General features: G+C 61.3%; 18 protein-coding genes. 8 read left to right on the top strand and 10 right to left on the bottom strand.

From position 1 onward, the window contains the following. Position 1: 1 nt before the first annotated feature. The 4 genes from ABCW43_RS03755 (at position 2) to rpmG (ending at position 2,591) form a co-directional block, all read left to right on the top strand. Positions 2 to 454: a DUF983 domain-containing protein gene (locus ABCW43_RS03755; RefSeq protein ID WP_345922161.1), complete on the top strand. Its 453-nt coding sequence runs from the start codon at positions 2 to 4 to the stop codon at positions 452 to 454. Then, positions 451 to 1,137, top strand: a complete 687-nt coding sequence (locus tag ABCW43_RS03760; RefSeq protein ID WP_445738890.1) for an NUDIX hydrolase — start codon at positions 451 to 453, stop codon at positions 1,135 to 1,137. The genes ABCW43_RS03755 and ABCW43_RS03760 overlap by 4 nt, the downstream gene beginning before the upstream one ends. Before the next feature lie 10 nt (positions 1,138 to 1,147). Next, positions 1,148 to 2,332 (top strand): MFS transporter, encoded by a 1,185-nt coding sequence (locus ABCW43_RS03765; protein ID WP_345922162.1) that lies wholly within the window; start codon positions 1,148 to 1,150, stop codon positions 2,330 to 2,332. Between the two features lie 91 nt (positions 2,333 to 2,423). Continuing rightward, positions 2,424 to 2,591 (top strand): 50S ribosomal protein L33, encoded by a 168-nt coding sequence (gene rpmG, locus ABCW43_RS03770; RefSeq protein ID WP_003547442.1) that lies wholly within the window; start codon positions 2,424 to 2,426, stop codon positions 2,589 to 2,591. Between the two features lie 773 nt (positions 2,592 to 3,364). On the opposite strand, the gene ABCW43_RS03775 is transcribed toward rpmG, so the two are convergent. Then, positions 3,365 to 4,735 carry a PleD family two-component system response regulator gene (locus tag ABCW43_RS03775; protein ID WP_345922163.1) on the bottom strand — a complete coding sequence of 457 codons (1,371 nt, stop codon included), beginning with the start codon at positions 4,733 to 4,735 and terminating at the stop codon, positions 3,365 to 3,367. Between the two features lie 16 nt (positions 4,736 to 4,751). Then, complete coding sequence (locus ABCW43_RS03780; protein ID WP_007765577.1) at positions 4,752 to 5,123, bottom strand: response regulator; 372 nt, start codon at positions 5,121 to 5,123, stop codon at positions 4,752 to 4,754. A 132-nt stretch (positions 5,124 to 5,255) separates the two neighbouring features. On the opposite strand from ABCW43_RS03780, the gene ABCW43_RS03785 reads away from it, so the two are divergent. Continuing rightward, positions 5,256 to 5,564, top strand: a complete 309-nt coding sequence (locus tag ABCW43_RS03785; protein ID WP_345922164.1) for a DUF3572 domain-containing protein — start codon at positions 5,256 to 5,258, stop codon at positions 5,562 to 5,564. Between the two features lies 1 nt (position 5,565). After that, entirely contained in the window at positions 5,566 to 6,216 is a 651-nt protein-coding gene (locus ABCW43_RS03790) for a hypothetical protein (protein ID WP_345922165.1), read from the top strand. 3 nt (positions 6,217 to 6,219) lie between these two features. Here the strand turns inward: ABCW43_RS03790 and ABCW43_RS03795 are convergent, their stop codons facing one another. Next, positions 6,220 to 6,801: a GNAT family N-acetyltransferase gene (locus ABCW43_RS03795; protein ID WP_345922166.1), complete on the bottom strand. Its 582-nt coding sequence runs from the start codon at positions 6,799 to 6,801 to the stop codon at positions 6,220 to 6,222. A gap of 77 nt (positions 6,802 to 6,878) precedes the next feature. Between ABCW43_RS03795 and ABCW43_RS03800 the strand changes: the two genes are divergently transcribed. Further along, entirely contained in the window at positions 6,879 to 8,171 is a 1,293-nt protein-coding gene (locus ABCW43_RS03800; protein ID WP_345922167.1) for a DNA polymerase IV, read from the top strand. 109 nt (positions 8,172 to 8,280) lie between these two features. After that, the gene (locus tag ABCW43_RS03805) at positions 8,281 to 9,651 is read left to right on the top strand and encodes a L,D-transpeptidase (protein ID WP_345922168.1); all 1,371 of its coding nucleotides are present in this window, start codon (positions 8,281 to 8,283) and stop codon (positions 9,649 to 9,651) included. A gap of 2 nt (positions 9,652 to 9,653) precedes the next feature. Here ABCW43_RS03805 and dnaE read toward each other — a convergent pair whose 3' ends face one another. From dnaE to ABCW43_RS03840, 7 genes are all read right to left on the bottom strand, one after another. After that, complete coding sequence (dnaE, locus tag ABCW43_RS03810) at positions 9,654 to 13,151, bottom strand: DNA polymerase III subunit alpha (protein WP_345922169.1); 3,498 nt, start codon at positions 13,149 to 13,151, stop codon at positions 9,654 to 9,656. Positions 13,152 to 14,130: 979 nt separating this feature from the next. Then, entirely contained in the window at positions 14,131 to 14,424 is a 294-nt protein-coding gene (locus ABCW43_RS03815; protein ID WP_345922170.1) for a CcdB family protein, read from the bottom strand. Further along, positions 14,424 to 14,654: a type II toxin-antitoxin system CcdA family antitoxin gene (locus ABCW43_RS03820; protein ID WP_345922171.1), complete on the bottom strand. Its 231-nt coding sequence runs from the start codon at positions 14,652 to 14,654 to the stop codon at positions 14,424 to 14,426. The genes ABCW43_RS03815 and ABCW43_RS03820 overlap by 1 nt, the downstream gene beginning before the upstream one ends. Before the next feature lie 64 nt (positions 14,655 to 14,718). After that, positions 14,719 to 15,402 (bottom strand): ABC transporter ATP-binding protein, encoded by a 684-nt coding sequence (locus ABCW43_RS03825; protein ID WP_345922172.1) that lies wholly within the window; start codon positions 15,400 to 15,402, stop codon positions 14,719 to 14,721. Positions 15,403 to 15,416: 14 nt separating this feature from the next. Further along, entirely contained in the window at positions 15,417 to 16,724 is a 1,308-nt protein-coding gene (locus ABCW43_RS03830) for a lipoprotein-releasing ABC transporter permease subunit (protein WP_345922173.1), read from the bottom strand. Positions 16,725 to 16,778: 54 nt separating this feature from the next. After that, positions 16,779 to 18,104 (bottom strand): proline--tRNA ligase, encoded by a 1,326-nt coding sequence (gene proS, locus ABCW43_RS03835; RefSeq protein WP_345922174.1) that lies wholly within the window; start codon positions 18,102 to 18,104, stop codon positions 16,779 to 16,781. Between the two features lie 539 nt (positions 18,105 to 18,643). Continuing rightward, on the bottom strand, positions 18,644 to 18,913 hold the full coding sequence (locus ABCW43_RS03840) for a DUF1467 family protein (protein WP_345922175.1): 270 nt from the start codon (positions 18,911 to 18,913) through the stop codon (positions 18,644 to 18,646). Positions 18,914 to 18,962 lie beyond the last annotated feature (49 nt).

The raw sequence follows: 18,962 nt of genomic DNA on the forward strand, positions 1-18,962 counted from the left end.
AATGCAGAAACAGGGCGAACAGACCGTCCGATATGGTGGGACACAGGAGGCGGAAAGGCCGCTCGGCCGTTCCATCAAGCGGGGCTTGCTCTCTACCTGTCCTGCCTGCGGCACCGGCCGCCTGTTCCAGGCCTTCCTGAAACCGGTCGATACCTGCGCCGTCTGCGGCGAGGAAATCCATCATCACCGCGCCGACGACCTGCCGGCCTATCTGGTCATCGTCGTCGTCGGCCATGTGCTGATGACCGGCTACATGCTGACCGACATGACGCTCAGGGTCTCGCCATGGGTGCATCTCGCCATCTGGGTGCCGCTGGCGATACTCGCGGCGCTTCTGACCATCCAGCCGATCAAGGGCGGCGTCATCGGCTTCCAGTGGGCGCTGAAGATGCATGGCTTCGGTGGCAAGGAGGATGAGGCAGTCGATCCGGGTCGGGGCGGACCGATCGGATGACATCGTCTGCCGAGGAACACGCTCCGTTCGCTATGGACGCGCCGAAGCATGCGCGCGTTGCCGGCGTGACGCCAAAGGACGCGGCGTCGCTGATCCTGATCGACCGCTCGGACGCGGCTCCCCGGGTCCTCATGGGCCGGCGCGGCAGCGGACATGTGTTCATGCCGGACGTCTACGTGTTTCCCGGCGGCCGGCGCGATGCCCGCGACCACGCCCTTCCCTTCAGCGCCGATCTCGACCGGCTCGTTTTCGAAAAGCTGGCTGCCGGCACCACGGCCCGCATGACCTCGGCCCGCGCCCGGGCCTTGGCGCTCGCGGCGCTTCGGGAACTCCATGAGGAGACCGGGCTTTCGGGAGGCGGCGCCGCCGATCTCTCCCGCCTGCGCTATGTCGCCCGCGCCATCACGCCACCCGGCAATGTCAGGCGCTACGATACGCGCTTCTTTCTCGCATTCACCGACGAAACCCTCTTCGACATGGCGCGCCTAGGCGACTCAAGCGAACTTCAGGACGTGCGCTGGCTTGACATTGCCGAGCTTTCGGGTCTGAAACTCCCGCGCATCACCCAGGCGGTTATGGAGGACGTGAAAAACCTGATGGCATCCGATCCGTCTTTACCGTTTGGAAGCCCGGTGTCCTTCTACTTCATGCGTCATGGACGATTCGTCCGCAGCCGACTGTAAGGAATATTGAATGGCTCAGCCGACGACAGACGCCAACGGCCATGTCGAAAAGATTCACTGGCCATCGCTGATCGCCGCCATATCCGCCATCAGTGCCGTGGGCATCGCCATCGGCCTCGGCCTGCCGCTCCTCAGCATCATTCTTGAAAAGCGCGGAATTTCCTCCACCCTGATCGGCCTCAACGCCGCCATGGCCGGTATCGCCTCGATGGTCGCGGCGCCGATCACCACCAAGATAGCCCATGACTGCGGCGTGGCGCGGACCATGATGTTCGCGGTACTCGTCGCCGCCATCAGCGCCATCGGCTTCTATTACGCGGATGCCTTCTGGATGTGGTTCCCGTTGCGCTTCACCTTCCACGGCGCCACGACGACGCTTTTCATCCTGTCGGAATTCTGGATCAACGAGGCGGCCCCGCCACGCCGCCGTGGGCTCGTTCTCGGCATTTATGCCACGGTGCTCGCCATCGGCTTCGCGATCGGCCCCCTGCTCTTCTCCGCGCTCGGCAGCGACGGCATCCTGCCCTTCCTGGTCGGGGCGGCGATCATCATGCTGGCGATCATCCCGATCTTCATTGCCCGCAATGAAAGCCCTGTCCTGGACACCAAGCCCGACCGGCATTTCTTCCACTATATCTTCCTGGTCCCGACCGCGACGGCGGCGGTGTTCGCCTTCGGCGCGGTATCGGCGGGCGGACTGTCGCTGTTCCCGATCTATGCATTGCGTTCCGCACTGACCGAACCCCAGACCGCCGTGCTGCTGACGGTGATGGGGATAGGCAACATGGCCTTCCAGATCCCGCTCGGTCTCTATTCCGACAAGCTGAGGGACCGGCGGCCGCTCCTGACCGCCATGGCCGTTCTCGGCGTTGCAGGGTCGCTGGCACTGCCCTTCCTGATCCAGAACTGGATCATGATGGCGGTGGTCCTGTTTTTCTGGGGCGGCTGCGTCTCCGGCCTCTATACGGTAGGCTTGGCGCATCTGGGGTCGAGACTCAGCGGCGCCGACCTTGCCGCCGCCAACGCAGCCTTCATCTTCTGTTATGCGGTCGGCACGGTTGCCGGTCCGCAGGGCATCGGTGCAGCCATCGATATCGCCGGCAATGACGGTTTTGCCTGGGCATTGGCGGGATTCTTCGGCTTCTATGTGCTGGTTTCCCTCTGCCGGATGCTTTTCCGGTCAAAACGGAGTTGACTTTTCGGGCGCGATTTGTAATTTCGCGCCAGATTTTGCCGTGGACCCAACCCGCGTCCGCGGCTTCATTTTTTCTTAGAGGCAGAACACCATGGCGAAAGCTACGACCATCAAGATCAAGCTGCTGTCGACGGCTGACACCGGTTTCTTCTACGTCACCACGAAGAACAGCCGCACGATGACCGACAAGATGACCAAGACCAAGTACGACCCGGTCGCCAAGAAGCATGTCGAGTTCAAGGAAACCAAGATCAAGTAAGTCTTGACCTAAGGGTTTGTCGAAGGGCGCCAGCCGATAGGGCTAGGCGCCTTTTCTTTTGGGCTTCACCCTGGTGGCGTGATCCAGAGCGGGACAGGCTGCGTAGAAACGGAAAAGCGCCGCTCCAGAGACTGGAAGCGGCGCTTTCAAATGGGGGTCGACCAGCCTGCAATCACGGCACGAGGAACCGCTTTGGTATGCCTGCCAGTCGACCGACCCCACGACCCAGGAGATGCGGCGGACCTGAGCATCATGGGGTATCTGTGTACCATCTGAGGTACACTGTCTGGTCGCGGTCAAAATTGCGCAAAACGAAAAGAAAATCAACACAATCTTAATCTCAAACCGATTCCATCACTGTTGTTGGTTAAAATCCGCGACTGCTACTGATATTTCTCCGGTTTTCCTGGCATAAATCCGAAGTTACTCCCGCCGCTTTATATGCTTACTTCGATCTAGCTCTTAGAAATGCCTTCTAAGTTTCAAGCACATCCTGGGCGAGCGCTGTCTATCTTCTCAGCCATGCAAAAAATTCAAAGCCAATTCAAACAGCTATTCTCTATCGGCAGACCTGAAAATGCGCCGATACATTCGAAATTTCTTGAATGCGCTGCAGCAGTCCCGTTAACTGACTGCTGTTCATGAAATTCTTCCATTAATTAGCACCTGTAAAAAGTTGGGTTCCGTCCAAAAATAACTGGGGACCGGATGCCTTGTCTCGGTGTTTTCGCCGTCAGGGAAGGCGGACGGGAATTTCAGGATTTACTGATTCTCTACGCGGCCGCGGCAACCACTCGGTTGCGCCCGCCGTTTTTCGCTTCATACAGCGCGCGGTCGGCCTGCTTCAGGAGCTGTTCCGGCGTCTCGGCGCCCTGCATGCTGCAGGCGAGGCCGAGCGAGGCGGTGATATTGAGCATGATACCCGCCGCCTTCAGATGGAAAGGCTGGCTCTCGATGATGCTGCGCAGCCGTTCGGCAATCGTGGCGGCCGACGTAGCGTCGGTATCGGGCATGACCACCACGAATTCCTCACCTCCGTAACGGCAGGCAAGATCGGCTCCCCTGACCGTCGAGCGCACGCGGGCAGCGAACTCCTTCAGCACTTCGTCGCCGGCATCATGGCCGTAGACGTCGTTGACCGACTTGAACCGGTCGATATCGGTGATGCAGACGGACAGCGGCCGTGAGCGTGCGGCAGCCCGGTTGAACAGCACCTTCAGGTGATTGTCGAGATAACGCCGGTTGTTGAGGCCGGTCAGCCCGTCGGTGACGGCAAGCTCGATCGTCTGGCGCACGCTCATGCGCAGGCGGTCGTTGTAGCGCTTGCGCTTGATCTGGGTGAGCACGCGGGCCACGAGCTCGTTCGGGTCGATCGGCCGGACGATATAATCGTTGACGCCGAGGTCGAGCGCCCGCACGATCAGATCGTCGGCGCCCATTTCGGTCACCAGCAGCAGCGGCAGGAAGCGCGTGCGCTCCAGCGAGCGCAGCTGCGAGCAGAGCCTCAGCGGATCATATTCGTCGAAATTGGCGTTGACGATCACCATATCGACCGGGCTCTCCGCCGCTTCGAAAAGTGCTGCCTGCGGATCGGACATGGCAATGACGCCGGCGACCGGCTTCAGGGCCTTGATGATGCGTTCCTGCGAGCTTGCGCGTCCATCGACGAGCAGAACCTGGGCCGTCTCTTCACGGCCGTCGGCGCCCTTGAGCATGTCTTCCAGCCCGATATTGCTGGCAGTGTCGGCGCGGATGCGCAGTTCGTCGCTGAGCGTCTTCAGCCTTACCAGGCTTTTCACGCGCGAAATGAGCTGCAGGTCGTTGACCGGCTTGGTCAGGAAATCGTCGGCACCGGCCTTCAGGCCACGCACGCGGTCGGAAGGCTGGTCGAGCGCGGTGACCATGACGACCGGAATATGAGCGGTACGCGGATTGGCCTTCAGCCGTTCGCAGACCTCGAAACCGTCGATGCCGGGCATCATGATGTCGAGCAGGATGAGGTCCACATGAGTGCTGTCGCAGATCGCCAGAGCCTTGTAGCCGTCGTCGGCGGTCAGGACGTCGAAATATTCGGCGAGAAGCCTGGCTTCGAGCAGCTTCACATTCGCCGGAATATCGTCGACTACCAGTATCCGCGCCGTCATGAGTTCCGTCCCGTTTTCACGCGTCGCCGAGATATGTTTTTATTGTCTCGATAAACTTCGGCACTGAGATGGGTTTCGAGACATAGGCCTCGCAGCCACCCTGGCGAATGCGTTCCTCATCGCCCTTCATGGCAAAGGCGGTGACCGCGATCACGGGGATGACGTGCAATTCATCGTCTTCCTTCAGCCATTTGGTGACTTCCAGGCCCGAAACCTCGGGCAGCTGGATGTCCATCAAAATCAGGTCGGGGCGATGTTTGCGCGCAAGATCAAGCGCTTCCATACCATTGCGGGTCTGGATGGTATCGTATCCCGATGCTTCGATCAGGTCGCGGAAGAGCTTCATGTTCAGCTCGTTGTCCTCGACGATCATGACCCGTTTGGGCATGGCGATCCGTTCCTTAAATCCCGGCTTGCATGAGTGCCTTCAGTATATAAGCTCCCGGAACGGCCGATTCCACGGAGCGCCTATCAGGCACGGTAAAGCCAACTAGTTGAAAAAGAGGTAACTCGGCGGACAATGCGGCGCGATCCCGGTAATGCTCGAAGCAACGAAGCCAAGGCTGAAGAGACGGCGGGCGCCATTCTCGGATGGCTCGCCAACGAACCCGACATGCTGGGCCGGTTCCTCGCCCTTTCCGGCGCACAGCCCAACCAGTTGCGCAATGCGGTAAACGATCCGGGCTTTCTCGCCGGGATGATCGATTTCCTGATGGGTCATGAGCCGACACTGCTGGCCTTCTGCGAGGCGACGGGTACAAAGCCCGAGATCGTGGCGGCGGCCTGGCAGCATTATTCCGGTCCAGGGCTCGATTCCGGCGACTATTGAGATGACCGGGATCCTCGACCTTTCCCATGTGCGCCTCGGCGACCGGCCGCTCGTCGTCTGCGATGTCGACGACGTGGTGCTGCATTTCGTTGTACCCTTCCAGGAGTTCCTGCGGGGCGAAGGTCATGAGCTCTTGCCGCGCTCGTTCCGGCTCACCGGCAATATCGTTTCCATAGAGACCCAGATCGCGCTCGAACATCCGGACGTGCGTCGGTTGATCGAGGCTTTCTTCGAGGCGCAGGAGAACTGGCAAATCCCCACCGACTTCGTCGTCCAGACGCTCGACGCGCTGTCGAAGGATGCCGACGTCGTGTTCCTCACCGCGATGCCGCCGCGCTACCGGGATCACCGCCGCCGGCTTCTCGACCAGATCGGCCTCACCTTCCCGATGATCGCCAGCGAAGAGCCCAAGGGACCGATCATGCAGCGCCTGCATGCCGGGCGCCCCCTGCCCTCCGTTTTCATCGACGACATGGCGCATAATCTTCATTCCGTGCGGGATCATGTCACTGAGTGCCTCCTCCTCCACATGATGCCCGACTCACCCTTGCACCTGCTTGCGCCGAAACCGGACGAAGGCATCGTCCGGGCAACCGACTGGGCTCATGCCGCCGAGCTGATCCGTCGCCATATCCAGCCCAAAGCCGCCTGACATCTAAAGTTCCAGCCGCATCAGCGGCCGTCCGTCCTTGCGGCGCTCCATCACCTCGAAGCCGGCAGCGTCGAAGATCGCCGTCGAGCCGATGCACAACGTCACCGATTTCGACTGCTTCACGTGATCGATCGGACAGGCATCGACGAAACGTGCTCCCATATGCCGAGCATATTCCACTGCGCCGGACAGCAGACGGTGGCTCAGTCCCTTGCCCCTGAGTTTCGGTTTCAGGAAAAAACAGCTGACCGCCCAGACCGAGGGATCGGTTGCATCTGCCTCCTCCAGCGGACGCGAGACCGTGCGCGGCGAATTGAACTGCGGCACATCGTGGCGCGGCCCGACCTGCACCCAGGCCACAGCTTCACCCTCCGAATAGGCCAGAATGCCGGGCGGCGGACCGGCGGATATGCGGCCGCGGATATGGTCCTTGCGCTCCTGCGGCTGCATTTTCGTGCGCACCGCATGCGGCAGCCGCAGCGCCACGCACCAACAGTTATAGAAGGCGCCTTGCGGGCCGAAGAGCATTTCAAAATCCTCCCAGCGCTCTGCCGTTACAGGTTCGAAACGAAGACCGATATCCACTCCAGACCTCCCTGCTCTCCCTTGTGACTCATAAGTTTAGGGCTTAACGTCGAAGTGTTCAATCTTTGTTCTCAGCCATGACGCCCACGCCTGACAAGACGCCCGGCTTCTGTCGCGACTGCCTTGCGGAGCAGAAGGCGGAAGTGCGCCGTTGCCGCGCCTGCGGCAGTCCGCGTCTCGTCTATCACAAGGAACTCTACGCGCTGACGCTGGCGCATATCGATTGCGACGCCTTCTATGCGACGATCGAAAAACGCGACAACCCGGAACTCGCCGACAAGCCCGTGATCATCGGCGGCGGCAAGCGCGGCGTCGTCTCGACGGCCTGTTATATCGCCCGCATCAATGGCGTGCGCTCCGCGATGCCGATGTTCAAGGCGCTGGAACTCTGCCCCGACGCCGTGGTCATCCCGCCGAACATGGAGAAATATGTGACCGTGGGGCGGCAGGTGCGCTCCATGATGCACGATCTGACGCCGCTGGTTCAGCCGCTGTCGATCGACGAAGCCTTTCTCGAACTTGCCGGCACCGAACGACTGCACCATGCCCCACCGGCGCGAATTCTGGCCAAGTTCGCCAAGCGGGTGCAGGATGAGATCGGCATCAGCGTTTCGGTCGGCCTCTCCTATTGCAAGTTTCTCGCCAAGGTCGCCTCGGACCTGCAGAAACCGCGCGGTTTTTCGGTGATCGGCCAGGAAGAGGCGCTGGAATTCCTGGCGACCCGGCCCGTCACCACCATCTGGGGCGTCGGCAGGGCGTTCAACGCGACGCTGGAAGCGGACGGGATCCGCACCATCGGCCAGCTCCAGACCATGCAGGAAGCCGACCTGATGCGCCGCTACGGCTCGATGGGCCAGCGGCTCTATCGCCTCTCGCGCGGCATCGACGATCGCGAAGTGCATGTCAACGACGCCGCGAAGAGCGTTTCGGCCGAGACTACCTTCTTCGATGACATATCTCGTTACGACGACTTGGTACCGATCCTGCGGCGGCTTTCGGAAAAGGTCTCGGCACGGCTGAAGAAACACGGCATCGCCGGGCAGACCGTCGTCCTCAAGCTGAAGACCGCTGACTTCAAGAGCCGCACCCGCAACAAGCGGCTGGAGGACCCGACCCAGCTCGCCGACCGGATTTTCAGGACCGGCCTGTCGCTGATGGAACGCGAAACCGACGGCACCAAATTCCGCCTGCTGGGCATCGGCGTCACCGATCTCGGCGATCCGACACTTGCCGATCCGCCCGACCTCGTCGACCGCCAGGCCGGCCGCCGGGCGGCCGCGGAAGCGGCGATGGACAAGCTGCGCGACAAGTTCGGCAAGGCTGCGGTCGAGACCGGATATACTTTCGGAAGCCGCCGGCGGGATCAATGAAACGTGATCCGTTATTAACCATAACGTTAAAACTACTCGCGACGCGGATAACCTTCCTTAAACCTCATACGCTAATGTGCCGGTCCATGTATTGCGTATGGGGTCGGTCATGTTGCGTCGCCTGGTGTTCGGGTTAGGTCTTTTGTCTGCGACCATGTTGTCGCATGCGGCTTTTGCGGAAGGTGCCCGCACGCTGCAGATCATCGTTTCCAAGGACAAGCAGTCGCTCGTCGTTTATGACGGCGAAACGGTCCTCACGACCTCGAAGGTATCGACCGGCAAGCAAGGCCACACGACGCCGAGCGGGATCTTTTCGATCCTCGAAAAACAGAAATATCACGAATCCAACCTCTATTCGAACGCGCCCATGCCGTGGATGCAGCGCCTGACCTGGTCGGGCATCGCGCTTCACGAATCCAACAGCGTGCCGAATTATCCGGCCTCGCATGGCTGCGTGCGCATGCCGGGCGCCTTTGCCAAGTCGCTCTTCCAGATGACCGAGCGCGGCGCCCATGTGATCATCACCGATGCGCAGGTCGTGCCGCAGCTGATCGAGAACGCCAACCTGTTCCTGCCGCGCAAGCCGCTGCCGAGCGGGCCGCTGCTTTCCGATGTCCAACTGCGAACCTCGTCGATCGGCAGCAGCCAGAAGCCGGTCGAAGTGGCGATGAACGTCGTTCCGAACAATCCCTCGATCGTCCATCCGACGACCGACGCGCGGCCGGCTCCGACCCAACCGGCCATTGCCGCGAAAGAGGATGTCGCACCGCTGCGCATCCTCATCACCCGCCGCGGCGAGCGCGAGACATTGATGGATGCCCAGATCCTGCTGCAGCAGCTCGGGTTCGACACCGGCGGCGGCGACGGCTTTGCCGGTCCGATGACCCGCAGCGCGATTGCCGGCTTCAAGCGCTGGAAAAACCTGTCGCCGAAGGGCGCGCTGGTGACGCCGGAATTCCTGGATTCGCTTTACGAGACCGCCGGCAAGCCGCGGCCGCCGATGGGCCAGATCATGGTGCGCCAGAATTTCCAACCGCTGTTCGAGGCCCCGGTCGGCATCAAGGATCCCGAAATCGCGCTCGGCACGCATTTCTTCAGCGTCGACAAGGTCGAGCGCAAGGAAGAGACGGCCGAATGGCACAGCGTCACGGTTCCCAACGGCCTCAGCCCCGCGATGAAACAGCGGCTCGGGATCACCGTCGCCGACGATCCTTACGCGCCGGGCGCCGCGGCACAGGCTCTAAACCGTATCGAAATCCCGGCCGACATCCGCGACCGGATCGAAACGCTGATCAGCGACGGATCGTCTCTGACGATCAACGATCAGGGCATCGGCCAGGAAACCGGCGACGGCACCGATTTCATCACCGTCACCCAGCCGGTGCAGCGGATGGCCGAAGCGCAGGCCTCCATCACCAGGCCGCAGCCGGTCAGCCAGCGGCGGACGGCGGCAAGGCCCCGCGCCTACGGTCTCTACTGAAGTTAGACCAGCTCGACGTCCAGAACGCCCGGCGCTGTCCGAAGCGCCGCGGCGATTTCCGGCGAGATGCGGTATTTTTCCGTCAGCTCCACCTCGATTTCCCGCTTGCCGTCATCCTTGATGACCACAAAGGACACCAGCCCGTCGCCCCGGGCGTTAAGGTGCCGCGCGACGGCGCGCAAGGGGCCTGAATCGCGCACGAAAACGCGCAGCGCCTTCTGCATCTGTACCGACTTTTCCTCGAGCGACTGCGCGGTCTGGATGCGCAGGCCGATACCTTCCGGCCGCTCTTCCGCCTGCACGGTGATGACCAGCGACTTGCCGGGCTCCAGCAGGTCGCGATATTGCGCCAACCCTTCCGAAAACAGCACCGCCTCGAACTGGCCAGTCGCATCCGAGAAGGTGACGATGCCCATCTTGTTGCCGGTGCGGGTCTTGCGCTCCTGCTTGCCGGTCACCGTTCCGGCCAGCCGGCCGGCGGTAGCGCCCTGTTTCACGGCCGCCGAAAAATCCGCGAAGTTCTGGACGCGCATCTTGGCGAGTACATTGGCATAGGCATCGAGCGGGTGGGCGGAGAGATAGAAGCCGAGCACCTGGTATTCGCGCATCAGCATTTCGGAGGGCATCCATGGCGTGAACGCCGGGAAGATCAGCGTTTCCGGCCCGGAGGCGGAGGACGAGCCGAACATGTCGTGCTGGCCGCTGACCTTCTCCCCTTGCGCACGCTGGGCATAACCGATGATGCGGTCGAGGCCGCCGATCAGTTCCGCACGGTCGCGGCCGAAACAATCGAAGGCGCCCGCCGAAATCAGGCTTTCCATGACGCGGCGGTTGACCTGTTTGGGATCGATCCGCAGGCAGAAATCCTCGATGCTGACGAACGGCACGTCGCCGCGCACCTCGGTGATGTGATCGACCGCCGACTCGCCAACGCCCTTGATGGCGGCCAGCGCATAATAGATCCGGTTGTCGCCGGTCTCGAACTGCCGGAACGAAGTCTGCACCGACGGCGGGATGACCGCGATGCCGAGGCGGCCGGCATCCTGCCGGAAGTCGTTGAGCTTCTCGCTGTTCGACATATCGTAGGTCATCGAGGCGGCGAGGAACTCGACCGGGTAATGCGCCTTCATGAAGGCGGTCTGGTAGGAGACGATGGCGTAGGCCGCGGCGTGCGATTTGTTGAAGCCGTAATTGGCGAACTTGGCGAGCAGTTCGAAAATGTTGTTGGCCTGTGGCTTGGAGACGCCGTTCTTGATGGCGCCGGAGACAAAGCGTTCGCTCTGCTGGTCCATCTCCGCCTTGATCTTCTTGCCCATTGCGCGGCGCAGCAGGTCGGCCTCGCCGAGCGAATAGCCCGAGAGCACCTGGGCGATCTGCATGACCTGCTCCTGGTAGACGATAACCCCCTGGGTCTCCTTCAGGAGATGGTCGATCATCGGATGAATCGACTCGATCTCCTCCTCGCCGTGCTTGCGGGCATTGTAGGTCGGAATGTTTTCCATCGGGCCGGGACGATAAAGCGCCACCAGCGCGATAATGTCCTCGATGCAGTCCGGCCGCATGCCGATCAGCGCCTTGCGCATGCCCGCACTTTCCACCTGGAACACGCCGACCGTCTCGCCGCGCGAGAGCATTTCGTAGGTCTTGGTGTCGTCGAGCGGGATCTTGGCGAGATCGATCTCGATGCCGCGCTTGCGGCAGAAATCGACGGCGGTCTTCAGCACCGTCAGCGTCTTCAGGCCGAGGAAGTCGAACTTCACGAGGCCCGCCTGCTCCACCCATTTCATGTTGAACTGGGTGACCGGCATGTCCGAGCGCGGGTCGCGATACATCGGCACGAGCTTAGACAGCGGCCGGTCGCCGATGACGATGCCGGCGGCGTGGGTCGAGGCGTGGCGATAGAGGCCTTCGATCTTCTGGGCGATATCGAGGAGGCGGGCGACGACCGGCTCCTTGTCGGCCTCCTCCTGGAATTTCGGATCCTCCTCGATCGCCTTCGAGAGCGGCGTCGGGTTGGCCGGGTTGTTCGGCACCAGCTTGCAGATCTTGTCGACCTGGCCATAGGGCATTTCGAGTACGCGGCCGACGTCGCGCAAGGCGGCGCGCGCTTGCAGCGAACCGAAGGTGATGATCTGCGCCACCTGCTCGCGGCCGTATTTCTGCTGCACGTAGCGGATCACCTCTTCGCGGCGATCCTGGCAGAAATCGATGTCGAAGTCCGGCATCGAGACGCGGTCGGGGTTGAGGAAGCGCTCGAACAGAAGCGAGAAGCGCAGCGGATCGACGTCGGTAATGGTCAGCGCATAGGCGACCAGCGAGCCCGCACCGGAACCACGGCCGGGGCCGACCGGAATGCCCTGCTGTTTCGCCCATTTGATGAAGTCGGCAACGATCAGGAAGTAGCCCGGGAACTTCATTTTCTCGATGACGCTGAGCTCGAAATCCAGCCGGTCGCGATAGTCCTGTTCCGTATAACCGCGCGTCATGCCGAGCGTCGCGATACGCTCTTCGAGACCTTCCACGGACTGGCGGCGCAGTTCCTCCGCTTCGGCGCGCTCGGCTTCCGCCGGATCGTCGGTGGCGCCGGTGAAGCGCGGCAGGATCGGGTTGCGGGTCTTCAGCACGAAGGAGCAGCGGCGGGCGATCTCGACCGTGTTTTCGAGCGCCTCAGGAAGGTCGGCGAACAGCTTCGCCATCTCGGCGCGGCTCTTCAGATAATGGTCCGGCGTCAGGCGGAAGCGGGTGTCATCCGAGACGATCGCGTTGTGGGCAACCGCCATCAGCGCGTCATGGGCATCGTAATCGGCCTTGGTGGGAAAGAAAGCCTCGTTGGTCGCGACCAGCGGCAGGTCGTGGTCGTAGGCAAGCCTGACGATCTTGTGCTCGTGGCGCCGGTCGTAGGCGCCATGGCGCTGCAATTCGACATAAAGCCGATCGCCGAAGATCTCCTTGAGCTTCAAGAGCCTTGCCTCGGCAAGCGTGGCATTGCCTTCCTTGAGGACCGTGTCGACCGGACCGGTGCCGGCACCGGTCAGCGCGATCAGCCCCTCGGTGCCGCCCTCTTCCAGCCAGGAGCGGCAGATATGGGTCGACTGATGCCCCTCGCCGCCGAGATAGGCGCGGCTGACGAGATCGACGAGCCGTTCGTAACCGACGGCATTGGCAGCCAGCACGACGATCGCCGGCAGCTTGGCAAGCTGCTGATGGCTGTTGCGGCGCTCGTCCGACTGGTCTTCCATATCGATCGAAAGCTGGCAGCCGATGATCGGCTGCAGGCCGTCACCAATCGCCTTCTGGGCAAATTCCAGCGCGACGAAGAGATTGTTGGTGTCGGTTATCGCGATCGCGGGCTGATTGTCCGCGATCGCCTTCGAGAGGATCTTCTTGAGCGGCAGCGCGCCTTCCAGAAGCGAATAGGCGGAATGGACGCGAAGGTGAACGAATTGAGGGGTGGTCCCCAGCTCTTCCGATCCCGATTTTACGTCCGCTGTATCTGCCATGTCTGCGCCTTACCCGTTTGATGAAGCGGGAACCATTTCATGAATCAGGCTATTGTCCGGCGCAGGGCTTTGAGAGTCCAGTTCGGATTTCCCCCCTCAACCGCTTTCGGCCGAGGGCCTGGATCACATGGCCATCATGATCATGGAGAGGCTTGCCACGAAAGTGGCGATGGAAGCGAATGCGGCAATGTCACGAAGCAGGTCAGTCATCGTCGTCTCCCGTGTTCTCTTATGTTTTTAATTTGTTCTCATTTTGTTTGAGAGTCAATAAAAGAACAGACCGGAAACAAACATATCGCGATATCCTCCCTCTCCTGGTAAACGGGATGTTAACGTCGGGGTTTAAGGCATGCCGAGCATCCGGACTTGGGTGACCAATCCGGTGATGACCATGTTCGGACGGGGTGCTGAAAGCTGTCTCGTAAGGTAAGTAATAGGTGACACCTCTCAGCGCCCCGGTCGGCGGTTATTATCCGCGACTTCGGTCCCTCTGCGATGACGGGGGTTGTGGGAACGGTTGCGTGCCCCTCCGAAAGAGGGCGTCATGCACGCTCCCAGGCCACGATGCCGCAGGCCATGACCGCCGCCCGGCATCGTCTTCCACCTGCGCCGCACATCCGGGTTTTTCAAAAGCCCTCGGACGCCGCACGGCGCGGCCCCATCACCCTATATGCCTGACAGGCACGCCCGGCGCTCGATGATGGAACGAATATGAGAAGTCGGTCCGACAGCTTCTCACCCGTCCCACGTCGCCGGAGAGAGGCCATTTTCCGCGAACCCGGACGCCAAGGTTTTGCGTCTTGCCCCTGACGTCCGCGCCGGTCCCGCCTCGCCGCAACGCCTTGCGGTGTATCCGTGACGGAACGAAGAGATTGTAGGCACGGGCCGGGAGGGCGGGGATGAAGGGGGATGGATTATCGCGCAAGCCTTTTGATTCTCAATCGAAGCCGCCGAAGGTTATCCCCGGGAGCACATCGGATCAGAAGCCTTGGAACAGAAAGTCCGTGGCCGCGACGATTTCATCCGAATGCGCGGAAACGTCCACCACCTTGACGCCCAATTCCCCAACAGGGACCGCAGCGAGAAATTCTGTCATCATGATATAGGGCGTATCGTTCACCTGAAAGCGCGGGTTGAGGCGATTGACGATACGTTTCACATCCCTTTCAGGCACCAGTGGTACAACCACCCGCGTGTGCAATGCGTCCAGCAAGTTCGTCTGCACATCCAGCGCCAGATCAGTCCCCATTCGATAGACTTGGAAACGCGCCATCAAAATTGCCGGAAGCGGGCAAGCGGCAGACCATGCTTTTCGACATATTCGTTCGCGGCCTTGATTGCCTCGGCATTCTCGATTCTCCAAAGCCGTTCCTTTTCGGCTCTGACTGCACGGGCAACGCCCTCCTCGGCGGCGCGGCTGATATTGATGTTCAGCTCGCGCGCTTCCGACAAGAGACCGGAGTCGAGGGAGAGATTGGCAGGTCTGCGAACGGCCGACGGCATGGGAATTCCTCCGCGTCATGCGCAAATTATATGCGCATTGGGCAAAACCGCAAGCCGGCCTTGGCTACATCTCCACGACCTTGCCGCCCTCGATCGTCACGCGGCGGTCCATGCGGCTGGCGAGGTCGTGGTTGTGGGTGGCGATGAGGGCCGCGAGGCCCGACTGGCGCACCAGCGCCTCCAGCGCGTCGAAAACGTAGGATGCGGTCTTGGGGTCGAGATTGCCGGTCGGTTCGTCGGCAAGGAGCACGCGCGGGGCGTTGGCGACAGCACGGGCGATCGCCACGCGCTGCTGCTCGCCACCGGACAGTTCGGAAGGACGGTGCTCGGCGCGGTGGCCGATGCGCATATAGTCCAGAAGCTGGCTTGCCCGCTCCTTCGCCTCGGCCTTGGAGAGGCCCGCGATCAGCTGCGGCATCATGATGTTCTCGACGGCGGAAAACTCCGGCAGGAGATGGTGGAACTGGTAGACGAAACCGATCTGGTTGCGGCGCATCGCGGTACGCTCCGCATCGGGAAGCCCGTTGCAGGCCTGCCCGGCGAGAAAGACCTCCCCGGCGTCCGGATGTTCGAGCAGGCCGGCGAGATGCAGGAGCGTCGATTTGCCGGTGCCCGACGGAGCGACCAGCGCAACGATCTCGCCGGTCTTCAGGTCGAAATCAGCCCCCTTGAGGATCGAAAGCGTGGTCTCGCCCTGGCCATAGTGACGTTCGACGCCCGAGAGCTGCAAGACGGTTTTGGGTGCCATGAAGGATTTCGGTCCTATTCGTATCGAAGGGCCTGGACAGGATCGAGCCGGGAGGCCCGCCATGCCGGGAAGATGGTGGCGATGAAGGAGAGGACGAGCGCCATCATGACCACCGAGAAGGTCTCGCCAAAGCTCATCTCCGCCGGCAGCTGACTGAGGAAATAGAGCTGCGGATCGAAGAGGATGGTGCCCGAGATCCAGGAGAAGAACTGGCGGATCGATTCGACGTTGAGACAGACGACCACGCCGAGCAGGACGCCCGCAAACGTTCCGACCAGGCCGATCGCCGCCCCGGTCATGAAGAAGATGCGCATGATCGCGCCGGCGCCCGCGCCCATGGTGCGCAGGATGGCGATATCGCTGCCCTTGTCCTTCACCAGCATGATCAGGCCCGAGATGATGTTGAGCGCCGCCACCAGCACGATCAGGGTCAGGATCATGAACATGACGTTGCGCTCCACCTGAAGGGCGGAGAAGAAGGTCTGGTTGCGCTGCCGCCAGTCGGTGATGAAGATCTGGCGGCCGGCCGCCGCCTCGATCTTCGGGCGCAGGTCATCGACATTGTCGGGATTGTCGATGAACAGCTCGATCGACTGCACCAGGCCCTCGGCATTGAAATAGAGCTGCGATTCCTCGAGCGGCATATAGATGATCGTCGCGTCGTATTCCGACATGCCGATCTCGAAAATGCCGGAGACCGGATAGGATTTGACGCGTGGATTGACGCCCATCGGCGTCACGTCGCCTTCAGGCGAGATCAGGGTAATCTGGTCACCGGCGGAAAGGCCGAGCTGCGCCGCAAGCCTGGAGCCGACCAGCACGCCCTGCCCCGAGGCAAAACCGACCATATCGCCGGATTTTACGTTGCCGGCGACTTCGGAGATCTTTTCGAGATCCTCGGGACGGACGCCGCGCACCAGCGCGCCTGAACCTGCACCGCCGCGGCCCGATGCCAGCGTCTGGCCCTCGACCAGCGGCAGCGCCATCCGCACACCCGGGACGGCCGCGAATTTCTGGGTGAGCTCGGCGTAGTCGGTGAGCGGCCCGTCGATCGGCTGGACGATCATATGGCCGTTGATGCCGAGAATGCGCGAGATCAGCTCGGTGCGGAAACCGTTCATCACGGCCATGACGATGATCAGCGTCGCGACGCCGAGCATGATGCCGATGAAGGAAAACCCCGCGATGACCGAGATGAAGGCTTCCTTGCGGCGCGAGCGCAGGTAACGCCAGGCGACCATCCGCTCGAAGGCCGAGAAAGGACCGGCCGCAGGCGAACCGCCCGCCTTTTCCGCTTCACTATTCGCCGCGACGCTCGCCATGCCGTTCCTCACCCTGCCATCGGCGGGACATCCGCCGTGATACGCCTCACCGGCTTATCGGCCGGCGAGCCTGTTCATGGCCGCCTCGACGGTCAGCGTTTCGCGCTCGCCGGTCTTGCGGTCCTTGACCTCCACCTCGCCTGACGCGGCGGAGCGGGGTCCGACAATCACCTGGACCGGCACGCCGATCAGATCGGCGGTCGCGAACTTGGTGCCGGCGCGCTCGTCCGTATCGTCGTAGAGCACGTCCTTGCCGATCGTTTCGAGGCCTCCATAGAGCGTTTCGCAGATGCGGTCGCAGGCCTCGTCGCCGGGCTTCATGTTGATCACCACGACGTCGAACGGCGCGACCGATGCCGGCCAGATGATTCCGTTGTCGTCATGCGATGCTTCGATGATGGCGGGAACAAGGCGTGTCGGGCCGATGCCGTAGGAACCCATGTGGACGAGGTGTTCCTTGCCGTCCGGTCCCTGCACCTTGGCGCCCATCGGCTCGGAATATTTGGTGCCGAAATAGAAGATATGGCCGACCTCGATGCCGCGGGCGGAGAGACGGTCGGTCTCGGGAATGGCGTTGAACGCTTCCTCGTCGTGCATTTCCGAGGTCGCGGCATAGACGGAGGTCCACTTGTCGAACACCGCCTGCATCACCTCGACGTCATCGAAATTGGTATCGGTGCTCGGGATGTCGAAATTGACGAAATCCTTGTGGGAAAACACCTCCGACTCGCCCGTCTCGGCCAGGATGATGAACTCGTGGGACAGGTTGCCGCCAATCGGGCCGGTATCGGCGCGCATCGGGATTGCCCTGAGGCCCAGCCTGGAGAAGGTGCGCAGATAGGCGGTGAACATCTTGCGATAGGAATGCTCGGCATCTTCCTTCGTCAGGTCGAAGGAATAGGCGTCCTTCATCAGGAATTCGCGCGAGCGCATGGTGCCGAAGCGCGGACGGATCTCGTCGCGGAACTTCAGCTGGATGTGGTAGAGGTTGAGCGGCAGGTTCTTGTAGGATTTGACGTAGGACCGGAAGATGTCCGTGATCATTTCCTCATTGGTGGGGCCGTAGAGCATCGGCCGCTCCTGGCGGTCCTTGATGCGCAGCATTTCCTTGCCATAGGCGTCGTAACGGCCGCTTTCCTGCCAGAGTTCGGCGGACTGCAGCGTCGGCATCAGCACCTCGATGGCGCCGGCGCGGTTCTGCTCCTCGCGGATAATGGCGTTGACCTTGTCGAGCACGCGCTTGCCGAGCGGCAGCCAGGAATAGATGCCCTGGCTCTGCTGGCGCACCATGCCGGCACGCAGCATCAGCCGGTGGGACACGATTTCCGCTTCCTTGGGGTTTTCCTTCAGGATGGGCATAAAATAGCGGGACAGGCGCATCGAGATTTCCGCGGTTGCCGGGCCTATCCCTCAATCCAGGAATCGCCCGTTTCTTCAGTGATATGGCGAGGGTACATAGCCGTTCCGGGGCTCCAAGGGAACCCGCCCCCGCATGAATCGCACGATGTCACGATTACGCGCCCGGCGTCTGCAGACCCGGTAAAAACGGGGATTTCGTGGCAAATGTGCGACATTTATGTCGACTGAAAAATTTTATCGAAGTGTAGCAAAAATACAAAAAAAGCGGATGACAAAGCACATCCTTTGAGCTAGGTTCAGCTCACAAAAGAGGCAAGGAGTTCAAATTCTTGCCATTTCGCGGTCAAGTCTTGGGAGGATCAGATCTTAGGCGCGCTTGTCGCAGCCCCGGTAACGGTTAAGGATCACGCGAAACTAGAAACAAGGCTTAACCGCCTTGTTTTTTTTTGCTTTCTCGCCGGCAGAACAGCTGGCGCTAGCGTCTTCGCTGCCGCTCCTATGCCCGGAAATCATGACAGGGAAATGACAGGCTCCCGATGATCCTGCCTTATTCCAGCGCTTCAGTCGAAGGTCGGCACGATAACGGGAATATCGGCAATGCCGACGCCGAAATAAACGGATGCGACGTGGTAGCCGGCATAAAGCAGGGTCGAGATCACCGTCGTCAAAAGCACGACGCGGCCGCCGCGAAACTTGCTCGGGGCGCTTTCCACGGTCCCACTGGTCACTTCACCATCTTCCTGCTGGCTGCGATAACCGAGCGGAAGGACGATGAAGAGCACGGTCCACCAGATGATGAAATAGATGGCCGCGACCGTCAACAGAGGCATGATTTCGACTCGATTCCGGTTCGAAGAATTGGCGCCCTTATAGGCTGAA

The organism is Neorhizobium tunisiense (assembly GCF_039631515.1).
Lineage (GTDB): Bacteria > Pseudomonadota > Alphaproteobacteria > Rhizobiales > Rhizobiaceae > Neorhizobium.

Excerpts from the sequence above, each read along its gene's own strand:
- ABCW43_RS03755 (WP_345922161.1), top strand. The coding sequence starts at position 2 with ATGCAGAAACAGGGCGAACAGACCGTCCGATATGGTGGGACACAGGAG.
- ABCW43_RS03760 (WP_445738890.1), top strand. The coding sequence starts at position 451 with ATGACATCGTCTGCCGAGGAACACGCTCCGTTCGCTATGGACGCGCCG.
- ABCW43_RS03765 (WP_345922162.1), top strand. The coding sequence starts at position 1,148 with ATGGCTCAGCCGACGACAGACGCCAACGGCCATGTCGAAAAGATTCAC.
- rpmG (WP_003547442.1), top strand. The coding sequence starts at position 2,424 with ATGGCGAAAGCTACGACCATCAAGATCAAGCTGCTGTCGACGGCTGAC.
- ABCW43_RS03775 (WP_345922163.1), bottom strand. The coding sequence starts at position 4,735 with ATGACGGCGCGGATACTGGTAGTCGACGATATTCCGGCGAATGTGAAG.
- ABCW43_RS03780 (WP_007765577.1), bottom strand. The coding sequence starts at position 5,123 with ATGCCCAAACGGGTCATGATCGTCGAGGACAACGAGCTGAACATGAAG.
- ABCW43_RS03785 (WP_345922164.1), top strand. The coding sequence starts at position 5,256 with ATGCGGCGCGATCCCGGTAATGCTCGAAGCAACGAAGCCAAGGCTGAA.
- ABCW43_RS03790 (WP_345922165.1), top strand. The coding sequence starts at position 5,566 with ATGACCGGGATCCTCGACCTTTCCCATGTGCGCCTCGGCGACCGGCCG.
- ABCW43_RS03800 (WP_345922167.1), top strand. The coding sequence starts at position 6,879 with ATGACGCCCACGCCTGACAAGACGCCCGGCTTCTGTCGCGACTGCCTT.
- ABCW43_RS03805 (WP_345922168.1), top strand. The coding sequence starts at position 8,281 with ATGTTGCGTCGCCTGGTGTTCGGGTTAGGTCTTTTGTCTGCGACCATG.
- dnaE (WP_345922169.1), bottom strand. The coding sequence starts at position 13,151 with ATGGCAGATACAGCGGACGTAAAATCGGGATCGGAAGAGCTGGGGACC.
- ABCW43_RS03815 (WP_345922170.1), bottom strand. The coding sequence starts at position 14,424 with ATGGCGCGTTTCCAAGTCTATCGAATGGGGACTGATCTGGCGCTGGAT.
- ABCW43_RS03820 (WP_345922171.1), bottom strand. The coding sequence starts at position 14,654 with ATGCCGTCGGCCGTTCGCAGACCTGCCAATCTCTCCCTCGACTCCGGT.
- ABCW43_RS03825 (WP_345922172.1), bottom strand. The coding sequence starts at position 15,402 with ATGGCACCCAAAACCGTCTTGCAGCTCTCGGGCGTCGAACGTCACTAT.
- ABCW43_RS03830 (WP_345922173.1), bottom strand. The coding sequence starts at position 16,724 with ATGGCGAGCGTCGCGGCGAATAGTGAAGCGGAAAAGGCGGGCGGTTCG.
- proS (WP_345922174.1), bottom strand. The coding sequence starts at position 18,104 with ATGCGCCTGTCCCGCTATTTTATGCCCATCCTGAAGGAAAACCCCAAG.
- ABCW43_RS03840 (WP_345922175.1), bottom strand. The coding sequence starts at position 18,913 with ATGCCTCTGTTGACGGTCGCGGCCATCTATTTCATCATCTGGTGGACC.